The 19,929-nt window shown below is 64.9% G+C and carries 15 protein-coding genes; 8 read left to right on the top strand and 7 right to left on the bottom strand.

Annotation, left to right across the window (positions count from 1 at the left end; all coding sequences use genetic code 11):
- The first annotated feature begins 106 nt into the window (after window positions 1–106).
- The 4 genes from U1839_RS14270 to U1839_RS14255 all read left to right on the top strand — a co-directional run bounded on the left by U1839_RS14270 (window position 107) and on the right by U1839_RS14255 (window position 6,911).
- Window positions 107–2,650 carry a TonB-dependent receptor gene (locus tag U1839_RS14270; protein WP_332804280.1) on the top strand — a complete coding sequence of 848 codons (2,544 nt, stop codon included), beginning with the start codon at window positions 107–109 and terminating at the stop codon, window positions 2,648–2,650.
- A 173-nt stretch (window positions 2,651–2,823) separates the two neighbouring features.
- Complete coding sequence (locus U1839_RS14265; RefSeq protein ID WP_332804279.1) at window positions 2,824–3,516, top strand: UrcA family protein; 693 nt, start codon at window positions 2,824–2,826, stop codon at window positions 3,514–3,516.
- Window positions 3,517–3,573: 57 nt separating this feature from the next.
- Window positions 3,574–5,127: a hypothetical protein gene (locus U1839_RS14260; RefSeq protein ID WP_332804278.1), complete on the top strand. Its 1,554-nt coding sequence runs from the start codon at window positions 3,574–3,576 to the stop codon at window positions 5,125–5,127.
- An 89-nt stretch (window positions 5,128–5,216) separates the two neighbouring features.
- Window positions 5,217–6,911, top strand: a complete 1,695-nt coding sequence (locus tag U1839_RS14255; RefSeq protein WP_332804277.1) for a GGDEF domain-containing protein — start codon at window positions 5,217–5,219, stop codon at window positions 6,909–6,911.
- Window positions 6,912–7,140: 229 nt separating this feature from the next.
- Here U1839_RS14255 and U1839_RS14250 read toward each other — a convergent pair whose 3' ends face one another.
- From U1839_RS14250 to U1839_RS14240, 3 genes are all read right to left on the bottom strand, one after another.
- The gene (locus tag U1839_RS14250; RefSeq protein ID WP_332804276.1) at window positions 7,141–7,680 is read right to left on the bottom strand and encodes a helix-turn-helix domain-containing protein; all 540 of its coding nucleotides are present in this window, start codon (window positions 7,678–7,680) and stop codon (window positions 7,141–7,143) included.
- Window positions 7,681–8,080: 400 nt separating this feature from the next.
- The gene (locus U1839_RS14245; RefSeq protein ID WP_332804275.1) at window positions 8,081–9,427 is read right to left on the bottom strand and encodes a sensor histidine kinase; all 1,347 of its coding nucleotides are present in this window, start codon (window positions 9,425–9,427) and stop codon (window positions 8,081–8,083) included.
- 34 nt (window positions 9,428–9,461) lie between these two features.
- Window positions 9,462–10,139, bottom strand: a complete 678-nt coding sequence (locus tag U1839_RS14240) for a winged helix-turn-helix domain-containing protein (protein WP_332804274.1) — start codon at window positions 10,137–10,139, stop codon at window positions 9,462–9,464.
- On the opposite strand from U1839_RS14240, the gene U1839_RS14235 reads away from it, so the two are divergent.
- Together U1839_RS14235 and U1839_RS14230 are read left to right on the top strand one after the other, a co-directional pair.
- A complete protein-coding gene (locus U1839_RS14235; protein ID WP_332804273.1) occupies window positions 10,139–10,612 on the top strand; it encodes a PepSY domain-containing protein in 474 nt (157 codons plus the stop codon). The two genes, U1839_RS14240 and U1839_RS14235, sit on opposite strands and share 1 nt — an antisense overlap.
- Before the next feature lie 142 nt (window positions 10,613–10,754).
- The gene (locus U1839_RS14230; RefSeq protein WP_332804272.1) at window positions 10,755–11,507 is read left to right on the top strand and encodes a COG4705 family protein; all 753 of its coding nucleotides are present in this window, start codon (window positions 10,755–10,757) and stop codon (window positions 11,505–11,507) included.
- 171 nt (window positions 11,508–11,678) lie between these two features.
- Here U1839_RS14230 and U1839_RS26800 read toward each other — a convergent pair whose 3' ends face one another.
- Window positions 11,679–12,209, bottom strand: coding sequence for a YdcF family protein (locus U1839_RS26800; RefSeq protein WP_443030623.1), 531 nt, complete (start codon window positions 12,207–12,209; stop codon window positions 11,679–11,681).
- 281 nt (window positions 12,210–12,490) lie between these two features.
- Window positions 12,491–13,186, bottom strand: coding sequence for a molybdopterin-dependent oxidoreductase (locus U1839_RS14225; RefSeq protein WP_332804271.1), 696 nt, complete (start codon window positions 13,184–13,186; stop codon window positions 12,491–12,493).
- A gap of 134 nt (window positions 13,187–13,320) precedes the next feature.
- Here U1839_RS14225 and U1839_RS14220 point away from each other — a divergent pair, with 134 nt between their 5' ends.
- Together U1839_RS14220 and U1839_RS14215 are read left to right on the top strand one after the other, a co-directional pair.
- A complete protein-coding gene (locus tag U1839_RS14220; RefSeq protein WP_332804270.1) occupies window positions 13,321–13,653 on the top strand; it encodes a hypothetical protein in 333 nt (110 codons plus the stop codon).
- 78 nt (window positions 13,654–13,731) lie between these two features.
- Window positions 13,732–17,535 (top strand): M10 family metallopeptidase C-terminal domain-containing protein, encoded by a 3,804-nt coding sequence (locus U1839_RS14215; protein ID WP_332804269.1) that lies wholly within the window; start codon window positions 13,732–13,734, stop codon window positions 17,533–17,535.
- A 343-nt stretch (window positions 17,536–17,878) separates the two neighbouring features.
- On the opposite strand, the gene U1839_RS14210 is transcribed toward U1839_RS14215, so the two are convergent.
- Both U1839_RS14210 and U1839_RS14205 read right to left on the bottom strand, forming a co-directional pair.
- A complete protein-coding gene (locus tag U1839_RS14210; protein WP_332804268.1) occupies window positions 17,879–18,640 on the bottom strand; it encodes a molybdopterin-dependent oxidoreductase in 762 nt (253 codons plus the stop codon).
- A 1-nt stretch (window position 18,641) separates the two neighbouring features.
- Complete coding sequence (locus U1839_RS14205) at window positions 18,642–19,403, bottom strand: cytochrome b/b6 domain-containing protein (protein ID WP_332804267.1); 762 nt, start codon at window positions 19,401–19,403, stop codon at window positions 18,642–18,644.
- Window positions 19,404–19,929 lie beyond the last annotated feature (526 nt).

Raw genomic sequence — 19,929 nt, 5'->3', positions numbered from 1 at the left:
CGCGCACCAAGTTGCGCGCTCGCTGCCAATCGTTTCGCTTTGGCATTGACCGGCGCGATGCCGCGCCGCAGCATCCGCTTCGGCCTTTTTTGCCTTGGGGGATACCATGTTCGCCGCGCACCGCACCCTGTTGACCGGACTTCTTGCCTCGAGCGCGCTGATCGCGCCGCCGGCTTTCGCCAAGGAAGCGCCCGCCGCGCCGGCGGCTCCCGCTGCGGCGCAGGCGCCGCAGGACGACGGCACCGTGCCCGACGTCATCGTCACCGCGCAGAAGCGCAGCGAGAGCCTGCAGAACGTGCCGATCAGCATCGTCGCGCTGACCTCGGCCAAGCTCGAGCAGCTCAACGTCTCCGACTTCAACAGCTATGCCGCGCTGCTGCCCAGCGTCACCTTCCAGACCAGCCAGCCGGGCAACACCAACGTCTATATCCGCGGCGTCGCCTCGGGCGGCGACGGCAACCATTCGGGGCCGCTGCCCAGCGTCGGCGTCTATCTCGACGAGCAGCCGGTGACGACGATCGGCGGCACGATCGACGTGCACATCTACGACGTGGCACGCATCGAGTCGCTCGCCGGCCCGCAGGGCACTTTGTACGGCGCCTCGTCGGAAGCCGGCACGATCCGCATCATCACCAACAAGCCCGACATGACCGGCTTTTACGGCAAGGTCGATGGCGAGATTAACAGCGTCGCGCATGGCGGCATCGGCGGCAAGCTCGAGGGCTTCGTCAACGTGCCGCTCGCCAGCAACATCGCCTTCCGCGCGGTCGGCTGGTATCAGCGCGACGCCGGTTTCATCGACAATATTCCCGGCACGCGGAGCTTTTTCCCGAAGCCGGGCGGCATCACGGTGACGAACGCGGCATTCGTCAAGAACAACTATAACGATGTCGAGATCGCCGGCGGCCGCGCCGCGCTGCAGATCGATCTCGACGACGGCTGGACGATCACGCCGACGGTACTGGCGCAGGACCAGCACAACCATGGCAGCTTCGGCGCGGATACGAGCCTGCCCGGCCTGTCGGTGCAGCATTTCTATCCCGAATATCAGCATGACCGCTTCATCCAGGCGGCGCTGACCATTCAGGGCAAGCTGGGCAATTGGGACCTGACCTATGCCGGCGCCTATTTCGACCGCAAGATCCACGCGTCGAGCGACTATACCGACTATGCCCAGACCTATGACAATCTGTACGAGACCGCGGGCGGCCTTGCCGGCTATCTCTATTATTGGGACAATGCCGGGAAGACGATCGATCCGCGCCAGCTGATCATCGGCTATGACCATTTCACCAAGCACAGCGAGGAATTCCGCGTCGCCTCGCCGACGACCGATCGCTTCCGCGTCGTCGCCGGGCTGTTCTATCAGCGCCAGACCCATCTGATCCATCAGGATTACCAGGTACCCGGCCTCGCCTCCGCTTTGTCGGTCAACGGCTCTCCGGGCACGCTGTGGCTGACCCAGCAGGATCGCGTCGATCGCGACTATGCCATGTTCGGCGAGGCCGCGTTCGACATCCTGCCCAACCTCACGCTCAACGCCGGCGGCCGCGCCTTCATCTACGACAACACGCTGATCGGCTTCTTCGGTTTCGGCCGCAATCCGGGCAAGGCCGATCCACTCGCCCAGAACTATACCGCCGGCCCGTTCAACGCCATCGGCAGCTCCAAGACCGGCGTGATCCAGTGCTTCACCACGACCGGCGCCCCGCTCGGCGCCAACAAGAACGGGACCCTTTTGCCGGCGTCGGTACCGGGCGGGCCGTGCACCAATCTCGGCGTGTTCAATACCGCGACGGGGCAGGTCGACCCCAAGGTCGCGTCGGGCCAGGGCTTCACGCACAAGCTCAACCTGACCTGGAAGCCGACCAAGGATGTGCTGCTCTATGCGACCTGGTCGCGCGGCTTCCGGCCCGGCGGCATCAACCGGCGCGGGACCGTCGCGCCGTACCTGCCCGATTATCTGACCAATTACGAAATCGGCTTCAAGACGACGCTGTTCGACAAGTCGCTGCGGTTCAACGGCGCCTTCTACATGCAGGATTGGGCGCATTTCCAGTTCGCCTATCTCGGCCAGAACAGCTTCACCGAGGTGCACAACGGGCCGAACGCCCGGATCAAGGGCATCGAGCTCGAGGCGACCTGGACGCCGATCCGCCAGCTGACGATCAGTGCTTCGGGCTCCTACACCGACGCCAAGACGCGGCAGAATCTGTGTACCTATGACGACCCGGCCTATGCCTGCACCAATATCGATGTCGCGACCGGCAAGCTCAACAGTGTGAGTGCGGCAAAGGGCACGCGCCTGCCGGTCACGCCGCGCTTCAAGGGCAGCGCGCAGGCGCGCTACACCATGCCGATCGGCAGCGGGAACGGCTATCTCCAGGCGGTCGTCAATCACCAGAGCTCGGCCGCGACCGACATCCGCTTCGACAACAACCTGATCACCGGCCGGCTGCCGGCGTTCACCACGGCCGACTTCCGGCTGGGCTATGACTGGGGCAATTATACCACTGAGCTGTTCATCCAGAACGCGTTCGACGAGCGTGGCCAGTTGTCGCGCGGCGTGCAGTGCAGCATCTGCGACCGGGTCTATGCGGTCGTCACGACGCCGCGGACGATCGGCCTCAAGCTCGGCGCGAAGTTCTAGCGCCGGCCGTTCTGACGGAGAATATTGTCAGGGACCGTAGGGGGTCCCTGACACTTCGTCCCTGAACGAGACAGGTGCAAATCGACCCGCGACAGGCGCGCGCTTTAACCATATTCTCGCGCCTTGATCGGCCGCTGGGCCGCATCTGGTGCGTGTTGGAAAAGGAGCGACCGGTGCTCAAATCGGTGCTTGCCGGCATTGGCGTGATCGCGATCGCGGGGGTTTCCGCGGTCGCGCTGCAGGCCGGCTATGATGATGGATATCGCCCGCGCTCGCTGGCGGTGAGCCATGCCGGGCTCGACCTGACCTCGCCGGCCGGGGTCGCGTTGCTGCAGGAGCGCGTCGAGCGGGCGGTGCGGCGCGTCTGTGACGAGGACCAGCAGTGCCGCGACGATGCCTGGGCCGGCGCACGGCCGCAGATCTGGTCAGCCATCGACGCGGCGCGCAACCGCCCGGCACGCTGGGCGCACGAGCCGCGGCCGCTCCCGCGTCGCTGGGCCGCAGCGCCGCCCCCGCCACCGCGCGACTGGGCCGACGAGCAGGAGGAACGCCAGGCGGGCTATGTCTCGGCACCGCCCCCCGCCGCTGCCCCACTGCACGGCCAGGCGCCGATCGCGCTGAGCGGGGTGCTGGGCGGGCCGATCGACCCGGCGATCGCGCGCGCTTTCCAGACCGGCGAGGCGACGCGCTGGCGCGACGGCGGCTGGCACGGCGTGGTGCGGGTGAGCGAGTCGCGCGAGGTGTGGCCCAATATCTGCCGCACGGTGACGATCGTCCGCCGGAGCCCCGAGGGCTGGAACCCGGTCCGCGCGGGCGAGGTCTGCCTCGGCCGCGACGGCGCGCTGCACAACAGCCGTCGCGACTGAACCGCACCGCCGCCGAGGCGGATTGTCGTCACGCATAAGGCGCTGTAGCATCGCGATATGATGCAACGCGCGGCCCTGTCGCGATCGGCGGATCGCTCGCCCACGCCCTTGCCGGCGGGTATGGGAGGGCACGGACCGGCGCGGGCAAGGCTGGGCGCGGTCGCCGGACAGCTCAACGAAGGCAAGGCGGTGCAGCGGCTGGCAGCGCTCGGCCGGCAGGTCGCGCGCGAGGGCGCGTCGCCGGCGGCAGCGCCGTCGGGCGAGGTCGTGCAGCGGCTGATGACGGCGGATGTCTTTACCAAGCAGCGCGGCGCGGTGAAGAGCAAGAAGCTCGACGCGATCGCCACGCTGCTCACCACCTATGCCAGCGCCTGGGGTTATTCGATCGGGCTCGGCGAATATGATGGCGCCCATTATCGCCAGGAGCGGCTGCGGCTGCTCAACGACCTCGAGCACCAGATCCACGCCTATTTCCGCGACAGCGGCAAAGCGCGGATCGACGACGCACCGGCCTCCGGCGTGATGCTGAGCCTGCTGAACGATGTGCAGGCCGAGCATGAGAAGCAGATCGCGACACTGGCGTCGCACCCCGACGAGCTGCCGGTCGACGACCGCAAGCTCTCCCCCAAGGCGAAGGGCGAGGTGCTGGGCAACTGGCAGAGCATCGTCGGCGGCACGGGCAATCTGCGCATCACCGACGTGCAGCACGACAAGGGGACCGGCCTCAACCGCACGCACAAGGGGTTCCGCACCAAGGCGCTGTCGAGCGTCGCGCGGCTGCTGCAGGAACCGGAGGGCCGCAGCCTGGTCGGCGCGGTGAACCAGGGCGGCAAGAGCAGCGCGAGCCACGTCACCATCGCCCCGGTCAGCAACACCGCGCATGTGATCACGCCGGGCTTTTTGGGCAGGGGACCTTCCGGCACGATCGCCCCCGCGGGCTGGGACGCCGAGGCGCTCGACCAGAAGAAGAATGCGCTGCTGAGCGGCACCAGGCTGAAGGCGGGGCGGCTTCACAATCTCGACAAGGCGGGCAATCCGCTGTCGGCGTTCGAGCATGCCGCGGCACACCAGCATGAGCGCGACGGGAAGAAGGGCGTGGTGCTGGGCGGCGAGAAATTCGCCTTCAACACGGGCACCGGATCGCGCATCGGCTATATCGCCGAGCACCGCGATTCCGAGAACCGCGTCGTCACGCACGCGCCCAATGGCGATTGGCGCGAGGGGCTGAGCCCGACATCGGTCGCGCTGGGGCATGAGCTGGGCCATGCGCTGCGCAATCGCCGCGGCGCGAACATCGACAGCGCCTTCTCGCCCAAATTGCTGACCCATGTCGGCGTCGACCCGGAAGAGCATCAGCAGTGGAGCAACACCGACGAGGAACTGGTCAACATCCGCCAGGTCGAGAACAAGCTGCTGGTCGAAAAGGACCTGGCCCCGCGCGATTTCCATAAGGATTATGACGAGGCGATCATCGAGCGGCTCTATGTCCGCTGCGACGAATACCGCAACGGCATCGGGTACAACCCGGCCATCTACAAGAAGTTGCAGACCGCGATGGCGAACAAGAATTACGCGCAGGCGAACGAGACGCTGACACGGCAGGGTTATTGACGGCGGCGCGGCGGCGCGGCGGCGGGGCGCCGCCGGATGATTTCGCCCGCGTTTACCATTAGTTCGCGAACGCTGCCTATGACGAAGCCATGGGGCCGCGCGCGACGATCGAACTGCTGGCAAGATGGCTGTGGCGCGGCGCGTTGCTGCTGGGGCTTGCCGTGGCGGCGGCGCCGGCCAGCGCGACGCCGGCGGAGTCGATCGCGCTCAGGACCTGCATCCTGCGCGACGCGCCGGGGCTCGACGCGCGGACGCTGCTGCGCGCGCCCGAACGGTTCGATTGCACGACGCCGCAACGCGAGTTCGGCCCGGGGAATTTCTGGCTGATCAGCCAGCCGCTCGACGTGAGCGCGGTGGAGAGCCGCTATGTCCTGCGCATGGCGAGCGTGTGGCAGCATGCGGTGACGGCACATATACTGTTCGCCGATGGCGCGATGGTGTCGATCCGCACCGATGCCAGCCAGGCCAGCCGCCATATGCAGCTCGGCGGGATCATCCAGCGCATCCTGCCGCACCACGCGGCACCGATCGTCCGGGTGCTGTGGCACACCGAAGGATCGGCGAACCTGCGCGGGTTGTTGCTCGCGCCGACGCTGACCACCACCACGGTCGCCGGACAGGCGAATGTTCGGATGGCGGCGATCTATGGCGGTTTCGCCGGCCTGGTGCTGGCCTTGCTGATCTACAATCTCGCGCTGTGGCGCGCGCTGCGTTATCGTTTCCTGCCCTTTTATTGCCTGATGCTGCTGGCGCTGGCCGGCTACGCCTTCTCGTCGTCGGCAGCGATTGCGCTGATCTTCCCCGATGTCAGCAACATGATGCGGATGCGGATCAACTATGTGACGCTGGCGCTGGCCGGGGTCGCGGCGATGGGCTTCGTGCGCTGCTTCTTCGAACCGCGCGTGATCGGCAAACGCCTGGCGCTGATCGGCAACGCGGCGGCGGTGGCATTGCTGATTCCGGCGGCGGGCATCGCCGCATTCGGCGAGTGGCAGCTGCACCTGTTCGACGCGCTCTATTCCTTCGCCTTTCCCGCGCTGATCGTGCTGATCGTGCCGGTGCTGTACAGCGCGTGGCGGCGGCGCAGCGAATATCTCGGCCTGTTCGCGCTGGCCTGGTTCATGCCGATCGCGCTCGCCCTGCTGCGCTGTGCCAATATCCTGGGCTTCGTGCCCTATCGCTTCTGGCTCGACAATTCGACGTTGCTGGCGATGGCGGTGGAATCGGTGACGTCGAGCCTGGCGATCGCCTATCGCATCCAGCAGATCAGCCGCGACCGCGACCTGGCGCGCGAGCAGGAGCTGGCGGCGCGGGTGCTGGCGGACATCGACCCGCTGACCGGGCTGCTCAACCGCCGCGCCTTTCTGGCGCGCGCGATCGGCCGCGAGGAGGAGCAGGTGCTGCTGCTCGCCGACCTCGACCATTTCAAGCTGGTCAACGACACAATCGGCCATGACGGCGGCGACGAGGTGCTGCGCGTGGTGGCGCGGACGCTGCGCCAGGCGGTGCCGCTGGAGGCGCTGGTCGCGCGCTTCGGCGGCGAGGAATTCGCCATCGTCGTGCCGGCGAGCCAGGCGATCGAGGCGGAGACGGTGCTGGCGCGGCTGCGCGGCGCGCGGATGCCGTTCGACCTGACGGTGACCGCGAGCATCGGCGTGACGCGCGGGGCGCTGACGCGCGAGAGCGACTGGAAGGCGCTGTACCGCGCCGCCGATGCCGCGCTGTTCGACGCGAAGAAGGCCGGGCGTGACCGGGCGCGGGGGCAGATGCGGCGGGTGGCGTGATGCCAGTTCACGACACTCTCCAGCCCCTCCAGAGGGCTACGGCGTTCACACATCATTCGGGAGCGACCGCAAATCCTTCTCCCCTTGTGGGAGAAGGTGGCGCGAAGCGCCGGATGAGGGGGAGCCCAGAACGCGACGTCCGCGTCAGTCCCCCTCACCCTCCCACTGCCTTCGGCAGCGGGCCCCTCCCTCTCCCACAAGGGGAGAGGGAAATTACACCGCCCACCGCTTAAGGATCATCCGCTGCCCCATAGGGCTGCGCGCGCAGGCAGGGCGGCACGCCGGCGTCGACCTCTTGCGAAGCCTGTTCGCGAAGCCGCGCATCGTTTTGCGCGATGACATAGGCGCGGCGTTCGGCGACGATCGCGGCGATATCGATCTTGGGCTCCTCGTCCGCGGGGTGCGCCCAGGGCTCGGGGCGGCGGACGGCCAGCCAGTGCATCGCGGCGCGGACATCGGCCGGGATGTGGACCTCGTACGACACCAGGACGGGCTCGGCATGGCCGCGCCGCGTGACGACCTTTTGCGCGGTCGCGGTGTAGCCGATGGCGCGCTGATAAAGCGCGCGCTCGACACGATCATCGGCCAGCTCATTGCCGGCGCGGAGCGCGAGGGCGAAGGCCTCATGCTCGTTGCGCCAGCGATAGAGCGTGCGACAGGTGATGCCGAGGATCTCGGCGACTTCGGGATCCGTCGCGCCATTGCGGCACAGGCGCTCGGCAATGCCGGCGAAGGACGGGGCGTAGGATGTGGGGCGACCTGAGGGCATGGGCGCGGTTGATAGCGGGATGGGTGGCGGGTTGAATCACGCTGGTGTTGGGGATGGGGAATTTGGGGGGTGGCCGCCGGGCGCAGTAGTCGGCCGCCCTTCAGCTTGATCTGGCCGTTTGCCAACCGGCACGTTTCAGGGAGGCCTTCGGTCATTGTGGGCGCTCCATCCGCTCGATGCCAAATGAGCCGCGCCGGATCACGATTTCTGCGCTGGCTCGATCGCGCGAGCGCGCCGCGATCGGCCTGACGCCTCCCGCGAAGCACCGTCCGGCGGGTGTCTGTAGCGGCGACCGCCCCGCTTTGACGCCTTGTTCGGTCCCGTGGGCCACTCGAAAAAGCTTATCTCCGTGATGTTCGATCCGGTGCCCCGGTCCCAGCATGTGGTTGGTCGTTACAGGCTAACTGTGTGTCGCTGACCCAAGGGACGTATTTGCAGGGAACAAGATTTCAACGCGAAGACCAGGGTGATTATCACTCAGGGTGAGCTGCGCCGCATGCAGGTCGGTGATCGCCGCCACCAGCGCGAGTCCGAGGCCGGCACCCGGCGATTGGCGGCTCGCTTCAAGCCGGTAGAAGCGACGCAGCACGTTGCTGTGATGCGGGGACGGGATGCCCGGCCCATTGTCGGCTACCCCAAGCGTCGCACCTCGCGCCCCGGCCGTTAGCGCAAGCGCGACGCGGCTGGACGGCGGCGTGTGCGACAACGCGTTCTCGATCAGGTTGGTGATGGCCTGCGTGATCAACTCGGAGTCACCCAGGATGGAGATTCCCGGGTCGATCTTCGCCACGAGCTGATGCTCCGCGTCTTCAGCAACCGGTAGATAGGCACGAAAAACGCGCTCCGTAACTTCACTCAGATCGAAGGCGGCGAAGCGATGCTTTCCGCTCCCAGCCTCTAGCTCACTGATACGCAACAATGCCCGAAAGATTGCGAGAATTGCGTCGGTCTCGGCAAGTATGGCGTCGAACTCTCCCGCGAGCGGCTGCGCCGCGGCTGAGGCTCTCAGCGCTTCAATGCGCTGCCTCAGGCGCGTCAGTGGCGTGCGGAGGTCGTGCGCAATGTCGGTCGTGACCTGGCGTAGCCCAGCCATGAGTCGCTCGATCCGCTCAAGCATGCGATTGAGGTTGCCCGTCAGTTGATCGAATTCGCTGCTCATCCCGATCGCCGGCAGGCGCTCTGTCATCGCACCCCGCATGATCAACTCGACTGCGTGATTCACCCGGTCGAGGCGGCGCAGAAAGACGGTGCCCACGACGAGACCGCCGATCAGCGCGAGGAGGGCAATCGCGATACCGAAGGCCATCGCCGAAGACTCGAGGCGTGCGCGCAATTCGTCGAGGTCCGAATTATCGCTCGCGACCACGAGCAGGGCGTGGTCGCCGAGTCTGCGCCCGTATGCCGTCAACGACAATGTCGGCGCGCCGTCATCGCCACTGGCGTCCCGGTTAGGCATGGTTACGGAATGCCAGCCCGACTCCGCGGCCGCCGGCGCGAGGCTTCCGATCACGCGGTGGCCGTCCGGAGCTATCAAGACATACCGTATCTGGTGCTCGCGTACGGCTTTTTCCCGTCGCACAATCGCTTGGATTAGGCGCACGCGACCGCCATCGCGGTCCTCCTCCAGCAGCACCGCCATTTCGGCAACGACATTGTCGTGCGCTACTTCGGTGGCATATTGGGTGACCGACCGCTCTACCATCAGGAGGAGCGCAGTCGTGCCGGCCGCGAACAGGGTCGCGATCATTATCGCAAAGCGGAATGCACCGCTGCTGAACGGGTTAGAATGACGCATCAAGGCGGTACCCGGCGTTGCGCACGGTGTGGATCAATTCGCGATCAAAGCCACGATCCACTTTGGCGCGCAGCCGGCTCATATGGCTTTCGATCAGGTTGGTCCCGGGATCGAAGTGAAACGACCAGATGTTCTCGAGCAGCATCGTTCGCGTGACGATCTCGCCGGCATGACGCATGAGATATTCGAGCAGCTTGTATTCCTGCTGCTGGAGATCGATCCGCTTTCCCGCGCGGACCACGCTTCGCTTGAGCAGATTGATCTCGAGGTCGGCTACCGAAAGGCTGGTTGCTGCCTCTGCAACGGGAGAGCGCCGTCCAAGCGCCGACACCCGCGCGAGAAGCTCGCTACCCGCGAAAGGTTTGACCAGGTAGTCGTCGGCACCCGTCTCAAGGCCTTCAACGCGATCATGCACGTTGTCCATTGCGGTTAGGAACAAGGTAGGCGTCTGGACACCGGCAGCTCTTATCGCCTTGAGAACCGCCAGCCCGTTCACGCCGGGCACCATGCGGTCGAGGATCAACACCGCGTAGCTGTTGCTGGTCCCCAGAAAGATCGCATCTCGCCCGTTCACACAGGCATCGACGACATGTCCGGCCGCGCCGAGCAACTGGGTAAGGTGCTCGCGCGTGTCCTTGTCGTCTTCGAGCAACAGCAATTTCAATGCTTTTGTTTCCCGTCAGAGCGGCCGCCGCGATTTCGAACAAGGCGCGCCGGTCGACGGACAGGCAAGTTGGCTATTCCCAATCTTCACCCCAACGACGACCAACCTCGACGCGTATATCCGGTGTCCCAAGGCACACAGCCTTTGGAGAAGACATTATGCGTGCATATATCAGTTTGGCCGCCATCGCGATGCTCGCCGTAACCGGCGCAACATCAGCATCAGCCAAGCCGGCGTTCAAGGGCGCGAACCTGGCGCCGATGGCCAAGGTGTCGCTCGCCACGGCGCGCGTTACGGCGCTCAAGGCGCGACCCGGCGCGATCACCGACCAGGAACTCGAAAAGGAACGGGGCGGCAGCGGTCTGCGTTATTCGTTCGATATCAAAAGCCACGGCAAAACCTATGAGGTCGGCGTCGATGCCAAAACCGGCGCGGTGTTGGAGAATGGCGCCGAAGGCCCGAACGCCGATTGATAACCTAAACCGATGTGAAGATCGCCGCGCGGGGAAACTTGCGCGGCGCGCTTCGTTTGAGGGCCGGCTATGCGCCGGGCGAGGTTAGATAAGGAAGTCAGGAAATGAGTCAGCGATGAGCGATGACCGACCGGCCGAAGCGATGGCCAGCAAGGTGCCAGAACTCATACTCACCTTCTGGGTGATCAAGATTGCGGCCACGACATTGGGTGAAACGCTGGGTGACACGGTCACCATGTCGATGAACCTCGGCTACCTCATCGGTACCGCGATCTTCGCCACCGCTTTGGTGCTGTTGGTGTGGTGGCAGGTTGCGGCAGGCCGCTTCCATCCGTTCCTCTATTGGGGCACGATCATTGCCTCGACCACCGCCGGCACAACGATGGCGGACTTTGCCGACCGCTCGCTCGGGATCGGTTACACCGGCGGCGCGACGATCCTCCTTCTGTCGGTTCTCGGGTCGCTCGCGCTATGGCGCTGGATGCTTGGTTCGGTTTCCGTCGAAGCGATCCGAACCCCCAAAGCGGAGATATTCTACTGGGTCACCATCACATTGTCGCAAACACTGGGTACCGCCCTTGGCGACTGGATCGCGGACACCTCCGGGCTGGGTTATGAAGGTGGAGCGCTCGTCTTCGGCGCGGCTCTCCTGATCCTCGTCGCCGCCTATTTCTGGACCAGCATTTCCCGTGTCGTGCTATTCTGGACAGCGTTCATCCTGACCCGGCCGCTCGGCGCGACGGTGGGCGACCTGCTCGACAAGCCGCATGACAAGGGCGGGCTCGATTTCAGTCGACCACTAGCGTCGGCGGTGCTCGGGGTATTTATTCTCGGCTGCATTGTCCTGCTGCCGCAACGTGCGGGCCGCCATCCCGATACTTCCGTACGTATCTGAAGTCAGTCACAAATATCTTTTTGGCGAATGACCTCGTGGACGCAGATTCGACCGCACAATGCTCAACGGGTGCAACTGGTCGGCTGGCGCTCCAGATCATCACGATTCTCGCCACAACCTTCGGGAAGACCGGCGCGGACTTCCTCAATCTTCAGCTCAGCCGCCGCCTCATCACGCCGCACGGCGTCGTTGCAGACGGTCCCGAAACGCAGCAGCCAACCCAGCGACTAGGTCGTACGGAATTGCGACGCACTCGCGCAGCCACATCATTACGCGCAATTGTTTTTGACCGCGCGGGGCCTGACGGACCGCGCGACTTGCAAACCCCATCAACCGAAACAGCATTCGAACTCGGGGCTGATGATAAGCGTCGGTACAGGTGAGGATCGCGGCGTAGCGGTGCGCACGGGCGTGAGCTGCCGCGGCCCGAACCGTCTGAAGGGTGTCTCGGCTGACTTCGTCCAAAGTTAGTCGCTGTGACGAGACAGCGCCCGCCAAGAGAGCTCCCATCACTGCGGCCTCGGACGGTGGATAGGTTCCGACCCCGCCAGAAAGAAACAAATCCACGTCTGGATCGGCTTCGGCGATTGCTGCGGCATAACCGGTGCGACGCGCTAACGTTGGGCTAGCGCCCCCGTCAGGGCGTACGGCGGCGCCGAAGACGACGGCGAGCGTGCGCTCACCCAAAGCTGGTTTAGTCACGACAGCCGTCTAACCCGACTTGCCACAATCTGAAAACGGTATCGGACCAATCAATAGGTCAATCAGCCCTCGACAACGGTGAGACGTGCGATAACCCTAAATCGCCGACTGGCCGGCCACGCGATCATACAATCGATCCATCGACGCCATAAAAAGGGATTGTGGTAGGTGTTACCGTAATTTCTTACTGGTAAGTGGTCTACCATAATCCTCCCTGGCGGCCCTTCCGCGTTACGCGCAGCGACCAGAAAGCGGACGTTCAGCCGCGCGGACAGCACTCCTCAAATCCCATTGTACCAAGCCCAGCCCGCGCGAATATCCCCGAGATCCCTGAACACATCGGTGACGACGATGCGCCGCAGGAACTTGACGCTTTTGTAGCCGATCTGCCGCTCGACCCGCAGGCGCAGCGGGGCGCCGTGGCCGATCGGCAGGTCTCGCCCATTCATCCCATAAGCCAGAATCGTCTGCGGATGCAGGGCGTCGACCATGTCGAGGCTGTCGGCGATCTGGTCGAACCCATAGAATTCGACGAAGCGCGCCGATGGCCGGATGCCGGCGGCTTCGAGCACCGCGCGGAGCGGCACGCCGGTCCATTCGGCAATCGCGCTCCACCCCTCCTCGCACATATGCCTGGTTATCTGGGTCCGGCTCTTCATGCGCTTGAGGTCGGCCAGCGCATTGCTGCCGGGGCGCGCGACATGGCCTTCGATCTGCAGGCGCCAGTTCGCGAAGCCGCCGGTGCGCAGCATCGCATAATCCTTGCCGCCTTTCGGATCGTAAAAGGCGCCATCCGCGCGGGCCGGATCATAGGTGCCCGTTGCCGGCATGGAGGTGATGTCGGCGCGGCCAAATTCGCGCGCCAGTCCGGTGGGGGAGAGCAGGCTCTGCTGGAGGTTGTAGGTGAGATTGTCGCCCATCCGCAGGATGTTGCCATAGGTGGGCGGCTGCTGGTCGGTGCAGCCGGCGAGCAGCAATCCGCCGGTCGAGGCGAGGCCGCCGATCAGTATTCCGGCGCTATTCCGGTGGCACGTGCGATTACGCCATTATTCGCGTCGAGGCAGCGGATTCGCGCGACGGCGGCGACGCGGCGTGCTAGGTTTGCGCGATGTTGGGACTGATCGCGATGCTCGCCATGGCCGGAATGCCGAACTTCGAATGCAGCGTTCAGGGCACCGCCCTGCTGGCCCCTCCCGCCGCCGCCGATGATGTCTGTGCGCGGATCGCCGCGCGCACGGAGCGCGCGCGCGCGCGCGGTGGGCCGGTACGGATCGCTATAACCTTCACGCGAGCGGGCGTCGCCACCGCGCGCGTGACGCGCACGACCGGCGGCGGTATCGAGGAACTACCCGATATCTCGATCGCGACCTCCGACCGGGCGATGAGCTTGCACACCGTGGATATGCTCGCCGATGAAATTGCCCGGGCGCTCGCGCCGCACTAACCAAGGTCATCTTGCGCAGGAGCCGCGGGCGAGAGCATAAGATATTCGGATCGCTGCCCATCATCGAGTAACCATGCCATGCCTGAAACGGTTCGAGACGATACGCGCACGACCGCCACACGCGACGTCGGGGGCTATGGCGATGCGATGATCGATACGGTTCGAGACGATAAGGGCACGGCCGCCACGCTCGGCATCGGGAGCTATGTCGATGCGATGATCGATACGGTTCGAGACGATACGGGCACGACCGCCACGCTCGACGTCGGGAGCTATGTCGATACGACGATCGATACGCCAGGTGATCGGGACTGGTACGCTGTCACGCTGATCGCGGGCCACCACTACAGCTTTACCGCGAACGCCCTGCCCAACAGCAATACCGATGTCGACAGCTTTCTGCGGCTTTACACCGGCACAGGCGCGTTGCTGCTGGAGGACGACGACGGGGGACCGGGCTCCTATTCCGAGATACACTTCACCGCGACGAGCAGCGGCACTTTCTTCATCGCCGCCGGCATTTTCGATGATAACGGCACAGGCACTTACCGGCTGCGCGTGGACGATACGGGCCTTGATTCAGTCCACGGTGACATCACCACCACCGCGACCGTCGCGCTGGGCGCCACCGTCAACGGGCAGATCGACACGGTCGGCGACCACGATTTCTTCGCGGTTACGCTGATCGCCGGGCAAAGCTATCTGATCCAGACCGTCGCGACCGGCGGCAACGGCGACGTCGACACCGCGATCATGATCCGCGGCGCGGACGGCAGCGACCATCGCGGCACGGACGCCAGGAACACCTATGGTTATAACGACGACAGAATCGGCACGTATTCAGGCATCCGTTTCACGCCGACGACGACCGGCACCTATTTCATCGACGTCGGTTCCTTCAACAACGAGACGACGGGAAGTTACGCGCTCAACGTCGTGACGGCGCCCCCACTCCCGATTTACACCAACGACCAAATCGCGACTCAGCTGACCAATACCTATTGGGGCGGCAGCTCGCATCACTTCGACGTCGCGCCGGGCGGGACCTTGTCCGTCGACCTTACCGACCTTGGCACGGCGGCGCAGAACCTTGCGCGTCAGGCGCTGGCGCTGTGGGGCGACGTGATCGGTATCACCTTTGCCGAAACGACGAACGGAACCGCGCAACTGACGTTCGTCAACGACGAGGACGGTGCCTTCACGACCGCGCGCTATTCGGGCGGGATCACCAGCAGCGCGCGCGTCAACGTCTCGCAGCAATGGGTAGACGATTACGGGACGGGCGTGAACAGCTATTCGTTCCAGACTTTCCTCCATGAGATCGGCCATGCGCTCGGGCTCGGCCATGGCGGCAACTATAATGTTGACGCCAACTACGGTAGCGACGCCTTGTACCAGAACGACTCCTGGATCACGACGGTGATGTCGTATTTCGACGAGAGCGAGAATACGTATTTCGCGAACCAGGGCTTCACCCGCCAATATTCGCTCTCGCCGATGGTCGCCGATATTCTGGCCGTGGCAAGCCTCTATGGCGTCAATACAACGACGCGCACCGGCAACACCACCTATGGATTCAACAGCACCGCCGGCCGCGCGATCTATGATGCCGCCAATGTGGGCGGCAGCGGCGCCCCCGCTTATACGATCTTCGACAATGGCGGGATCGATACGCTCGATTATTCGCGCTATTCGGCCGACCAGACGATCGACCTCAACCCCGAGCATTTCTCGAGCATTGGCGGGCGCAAGGGCAATGTCTCCATCGCGCGCGGGACAATAATCGAGAATGCGATCGGCGGCAGCGGCAATGATGTCATCATCGGCAACGATGTCGCCAATGTGCTCACCGGCGGGGCCGGCGCGGACACGCTGACCGGCGGCGGCGGCAACGATACCTTTGCCGACACGATCGGGCGGATCGACGGCGACACGTTACGCGATTTCTCGTTCGGGGACCGGATCGTCATCACCAGCACGTCGCTGCAGGGGTTCAGCTTTCGCCTGATCGAACATCAGCTTCAGATCACCACCAGTTCGGCGACCGCGACCAGCGCGGTGATCCTCACCAATCTGGTGGCGAACGCGCATCTGGTGGCGAGCGCGACGACCGATGGTGGCGTAGCGCTGGCGTGGGCAGCGAATTACGTTACGCCGGGCGACCTGAACGGCGATGGGTTGAGCGATGTGCTGTTCCATGCGCCGTCGGGGTTGCTGGCGTCGTGGCAGCTCGCGGGCGGCGCGGCGATCGGCGGCGGCGGGAGCATCGGCAATCCGGGTTCGTCGAACCGCCTGGCCGCTGTCGGAGACATTAACGGCGACGGTAAGACGGATCTGCTGTTCAGCAGCCGCGATGGCACGATCGCCGCATGGCAGCTGGACGGGACGGCGATCGCGCAGGGCGGGACGATCGGCAATCCGGGCACTGCAAACACACTCGTCGGATCAGGCGATTTCAACGGCGACGGACGAGGGGACCTGTTGTTCTACAACGCCCTGACCGGCGGCTATGCGACCTGGGACATGAACGGAACGGCGATTTCCGGTGGCGGCACGCTCGGTAATCCGGGGCCGGGATATGTGTTCAAGGCGATCGCCGACTTCAACGGCGACGGCAAGGCCGATATACTGTTCCAGAACGTCAACGGTAACTATGCGCTCTGGACGGTGAACGATACGGCGATCACCGGTGGCGGCACCATTGGCGATCCGGGGGCGGCGTGGTTCTTCAAGGGCACCGGCGACTTTAACGGCGATGGCAAGGCCGATATCCTGTTCGAAAATGTCAACGGCAGCTATGCGACGTGGGACGTGAGCGGAACCGCGATCATCGGCGGCGGCACCATCGGCAACCCCGGTGCGACGTGGAGCTTGGCGGGGATCGGCGACTATAACAGTGACGGGAAGAGCGATCTGCTGTTCCGCGGCGCCAACGGAACGGTCGCGACGTGGACGCTGGGCGACACCGCGATCACCGGCGGCGGCACGCTCGGTAATCCCGGCACGGGGTTTGCAATCGCAAGCGGCCACGGCGCGAACGCCTTCGCCAGCTTGATTTTCCAGTCGACCGATGGGACGGTGGCGAGTTGGCTGCTCGGCGTCGGGACCATCGTCGGCGGAGCGACGATCGGCAATCCGGGTCCGGGCTACACCGCCAGGGCAGTGGCTGACTTCGGCGGGACGGGCGAGCGCGACGTGCTGTTCCAGGCGAGCGACGGCGCGCTGGCGCTCTGGAAGACCGATGGCAGCCACCTGATAGCAGGCGGAGCGCTCGGGAACGCCGGCGCGAACTATACCTATCGGGGGGTCGGCGACTTCAACGGCGACGGCAAGGCCGATGTGCTGTTCCAGCACGCGAACGGGAGCTATGCGACCTGGGACATGAGCGGAACCGCGATCATCGGCGGCGGCACGATCGGGGTGGCGTCGGGCTACAGCTTCGTGGCGACGGGCGACCTCAACGGCGATGGCCGGAGCGACGTCCTGTTCAAGGATGCGAGCGGATCGTACGCGGCATGGTTGCTCGACGACGTGGCGATAACTGGCGGCGGGACCATCGGCAATCCGGGCGCGGGCTATACTTTCAAGGGGTTCGGCGACTTCAACGGCGACGGCAAGGCCGACATGCTGTTCCAGGCGACGGACGGAAGCTATGCGAGTTGGGATCTGGACGGCACGACCATTATCGGCGGCGGCCGCATCGGCAACCCAGGCCAGACCTTTACCCTCGCCAAGATCGCCGACATCAACGGCGACGGCAAATCCGACCTGATTTTCGAAGATGCATCCGGCGGCTACGCTTCATGGCTCATCGACGATACGCACATCCTCCGCGGCACCAACCTTGGACATGTCGATACGTCGTTTCATATCGTCGGGTAACGCGGACACGTCTTTCAACGCGCGGGGGCGCTCGCGAGCGCTTCAGAGACCGCTGGCGCAGGATGTGACTAGTTCGAATCGCACCCTGCGCTATAATCTTTGTTGTCGCTGGATTTGTCGCGAGAAACCGGTTCCAGCATTTTTAACGGCCGGTGATGGCGCTGGTGTAAACCAACCTGAATGACGACCGTTGGAGCGCACTGCAGCCACGACGAGATGAAGGCACGGCTGGCGCCGCCATGGCGGCGCTCCAAACCGCGCGGTTCCTTCCTCGCCCTTAAGGCCGTGCCGCGGTGACTGACAGCGACCAGAAACGGCCCCTCACCCGCCCGGACGGCACTCCTCAAATCCCAGTGTACCAAGCCCAGCCCGCGCGAATATCGCCGAGATCCCGGAACTGGTCGGTGACGACGATCCGCCGCAGGAACTTCACGCTTTTGTAGCCGATCTGCCGCTCGACGCGGAGGCGCAGCGGGGCGCCGTGGCCGATCGGCAGGTCTCGGCCATTCATCCCATAAGCCAGAATCGTCTGCGGATGCAGTGCGTCGACCATGTCGAGGCTGTCGGCGATCTGGTCGAACCCATAGAATTCGACGAAGCGCGCCGATGGCCGGATGCCGGCGGCTTCGAGCACCGCGCGGAGCGGCACGCCGGTCCATTCGGCGATCGCGCTCCACCCCTCCTCGCACATATGCCTGGTTATCTGGGTCCGGCTCTTCATGCGCTTGAGGTCGGCCAGCGAAAAGCTGCCGGGGCGCGCGACATGGCCTTCGATCTGCAGGCGCCAGTTCTCGAAGCCGCCGGTGCGCAGCATCGCATAATCCTTGCCGCCTTTCGGATCGTAAAAGGCGCCATCCGCGCGGGCCGGATCATAGGTGCCCGTTGCCGGCATGGAGGTGATGTCGGTCCGGTCGAATTCGCGCGCCAGTCCCGTTGGGGAGAGAAGGGTCCGCTGGAGGTTGTAGGTGAGGTTGTCGCCCATCCGCAGGATGTTGCCATAGGTGGGCGGCTGCTGGTCGGTGCAGCCGGCGAGCAGCAATCCGCCGGTCGAGGCGAGGCCGCCGATCAGGGCGCGGCGCGACAGCAGGAGCCGATCGTTGCTCATGTCATTTCCCCATGATCATGGCGCGCAGCTGTCGTGCTGGCCCGGTCAGCGCGATCATGACCAGATGGACCAGCAGGAACAGCGCGACGAAGGCGAAGGTGAAGAAGTGGATCGTTCGCGCCGATTGCGTGCCGCCGAACATATCGAGCAGGAGCGGGTAACTCGCGGTGATGGCGGGCGACATGGCGATGCCGGTGAGGAACATCAGCGGCAGCGCAACGAAGGCGACCAATGCGTAGGCGAGCTTTTGCAGGATCGCATAAGGCGGGCCCGGCGGGGCGACGGGCATGGGCAGGCGAAGATGCGCCTTGATGTCGTGCCACAGATTGTCGCGGCGCAACTCGGCGCGCTGCGGCAGCAGCGCGCGGCGGGCATGGTCGGTCAGCGCGCCGATCGAAAGATAGGCCAGCAGGCCGACGAGAAAGAACCAGGCGGCGAGGAAATGCAGGCTGCGCGCCCAGCCATTCTGATTCCATGGTTCGGCCAGGCGATCGGCGGTGTTCGGTCCGCCGGCGCCGAAAAAGGGCGTGCGCGGCGACCACGGCGTGGCATGGGCATTGGGGCCGAGCGGAAGCTCGAGCAGCGGCTTGATCAGGTCGTTCCCGGCATAGCCCCAATAGAGCCGGGGATGGGCCATCAGGATGGTGATGCCGGAAAAGATCAGCACGAGCACCGCGAGCGCGATCAGTCCGTGCGTCAGCCGGACCCAGCGCCGGTGGCGATGCACCGGTGCGGCAGCTTCGACCTGGCCTGTTTGCTGCATCCGACGCCGCCCCCCCGACGATGCTATCATAGCGGGTTGGGCGCGGAAAGTTCCGAAGGGCTGGCCGGGCGCCACACCCCGGTGCGGCAGGCTGCCAGTAGCTGCCTTGCGCGGATTAACGCGCTGAACGCGACCGATCTGCCGCGAAAACGCGGCTCCTTCCGCGTTCGCTGCCGATCCCAAAGCTGCGAAAATGGGGTGGCCGCTTGCACCGTCGGCGCCTTATACCCGATTACATTAACGATGACTCTTTCAAGCCCCTCCCCTTCAGGAGCGGCGGGAGAACCATGCCCCGCATGGTTCAGGTCAGGCCGGGGGCCTGACCGACCCGCCGCTGGGTTGGGGTGGGGCTTCTCCCCCAGCGCCGCGCTTGCGGCACGGCCCCACCCCCTATCCCTCCCCTGAAGGGTGTATAGACCGGAGAGATAGCGAACAGGTGTTCGGAGACATGGTGAACACATTGGGTGCGGAGGTGCCCGATGCCATTCAAGGAGTCTTCGATCTTGTCACAACGGGAAGAGTTTTG

Source organism: Parasphingomonas halimpatiens, assembly GCF_036663795.1.
In the GTDB taxonomy this organism is placed as follows: domain Bacteria; phylum Pseudomonadota; class Alphaproteobacteria; order Sphingomonadales; family Sphingomonadaceae; genus Sphingomonas.
The sequence above is the reverse complement of the archived record's forward strand: the minus strand, read 5'-3'. Positions and strand labels throughout refer to the sequence as shown.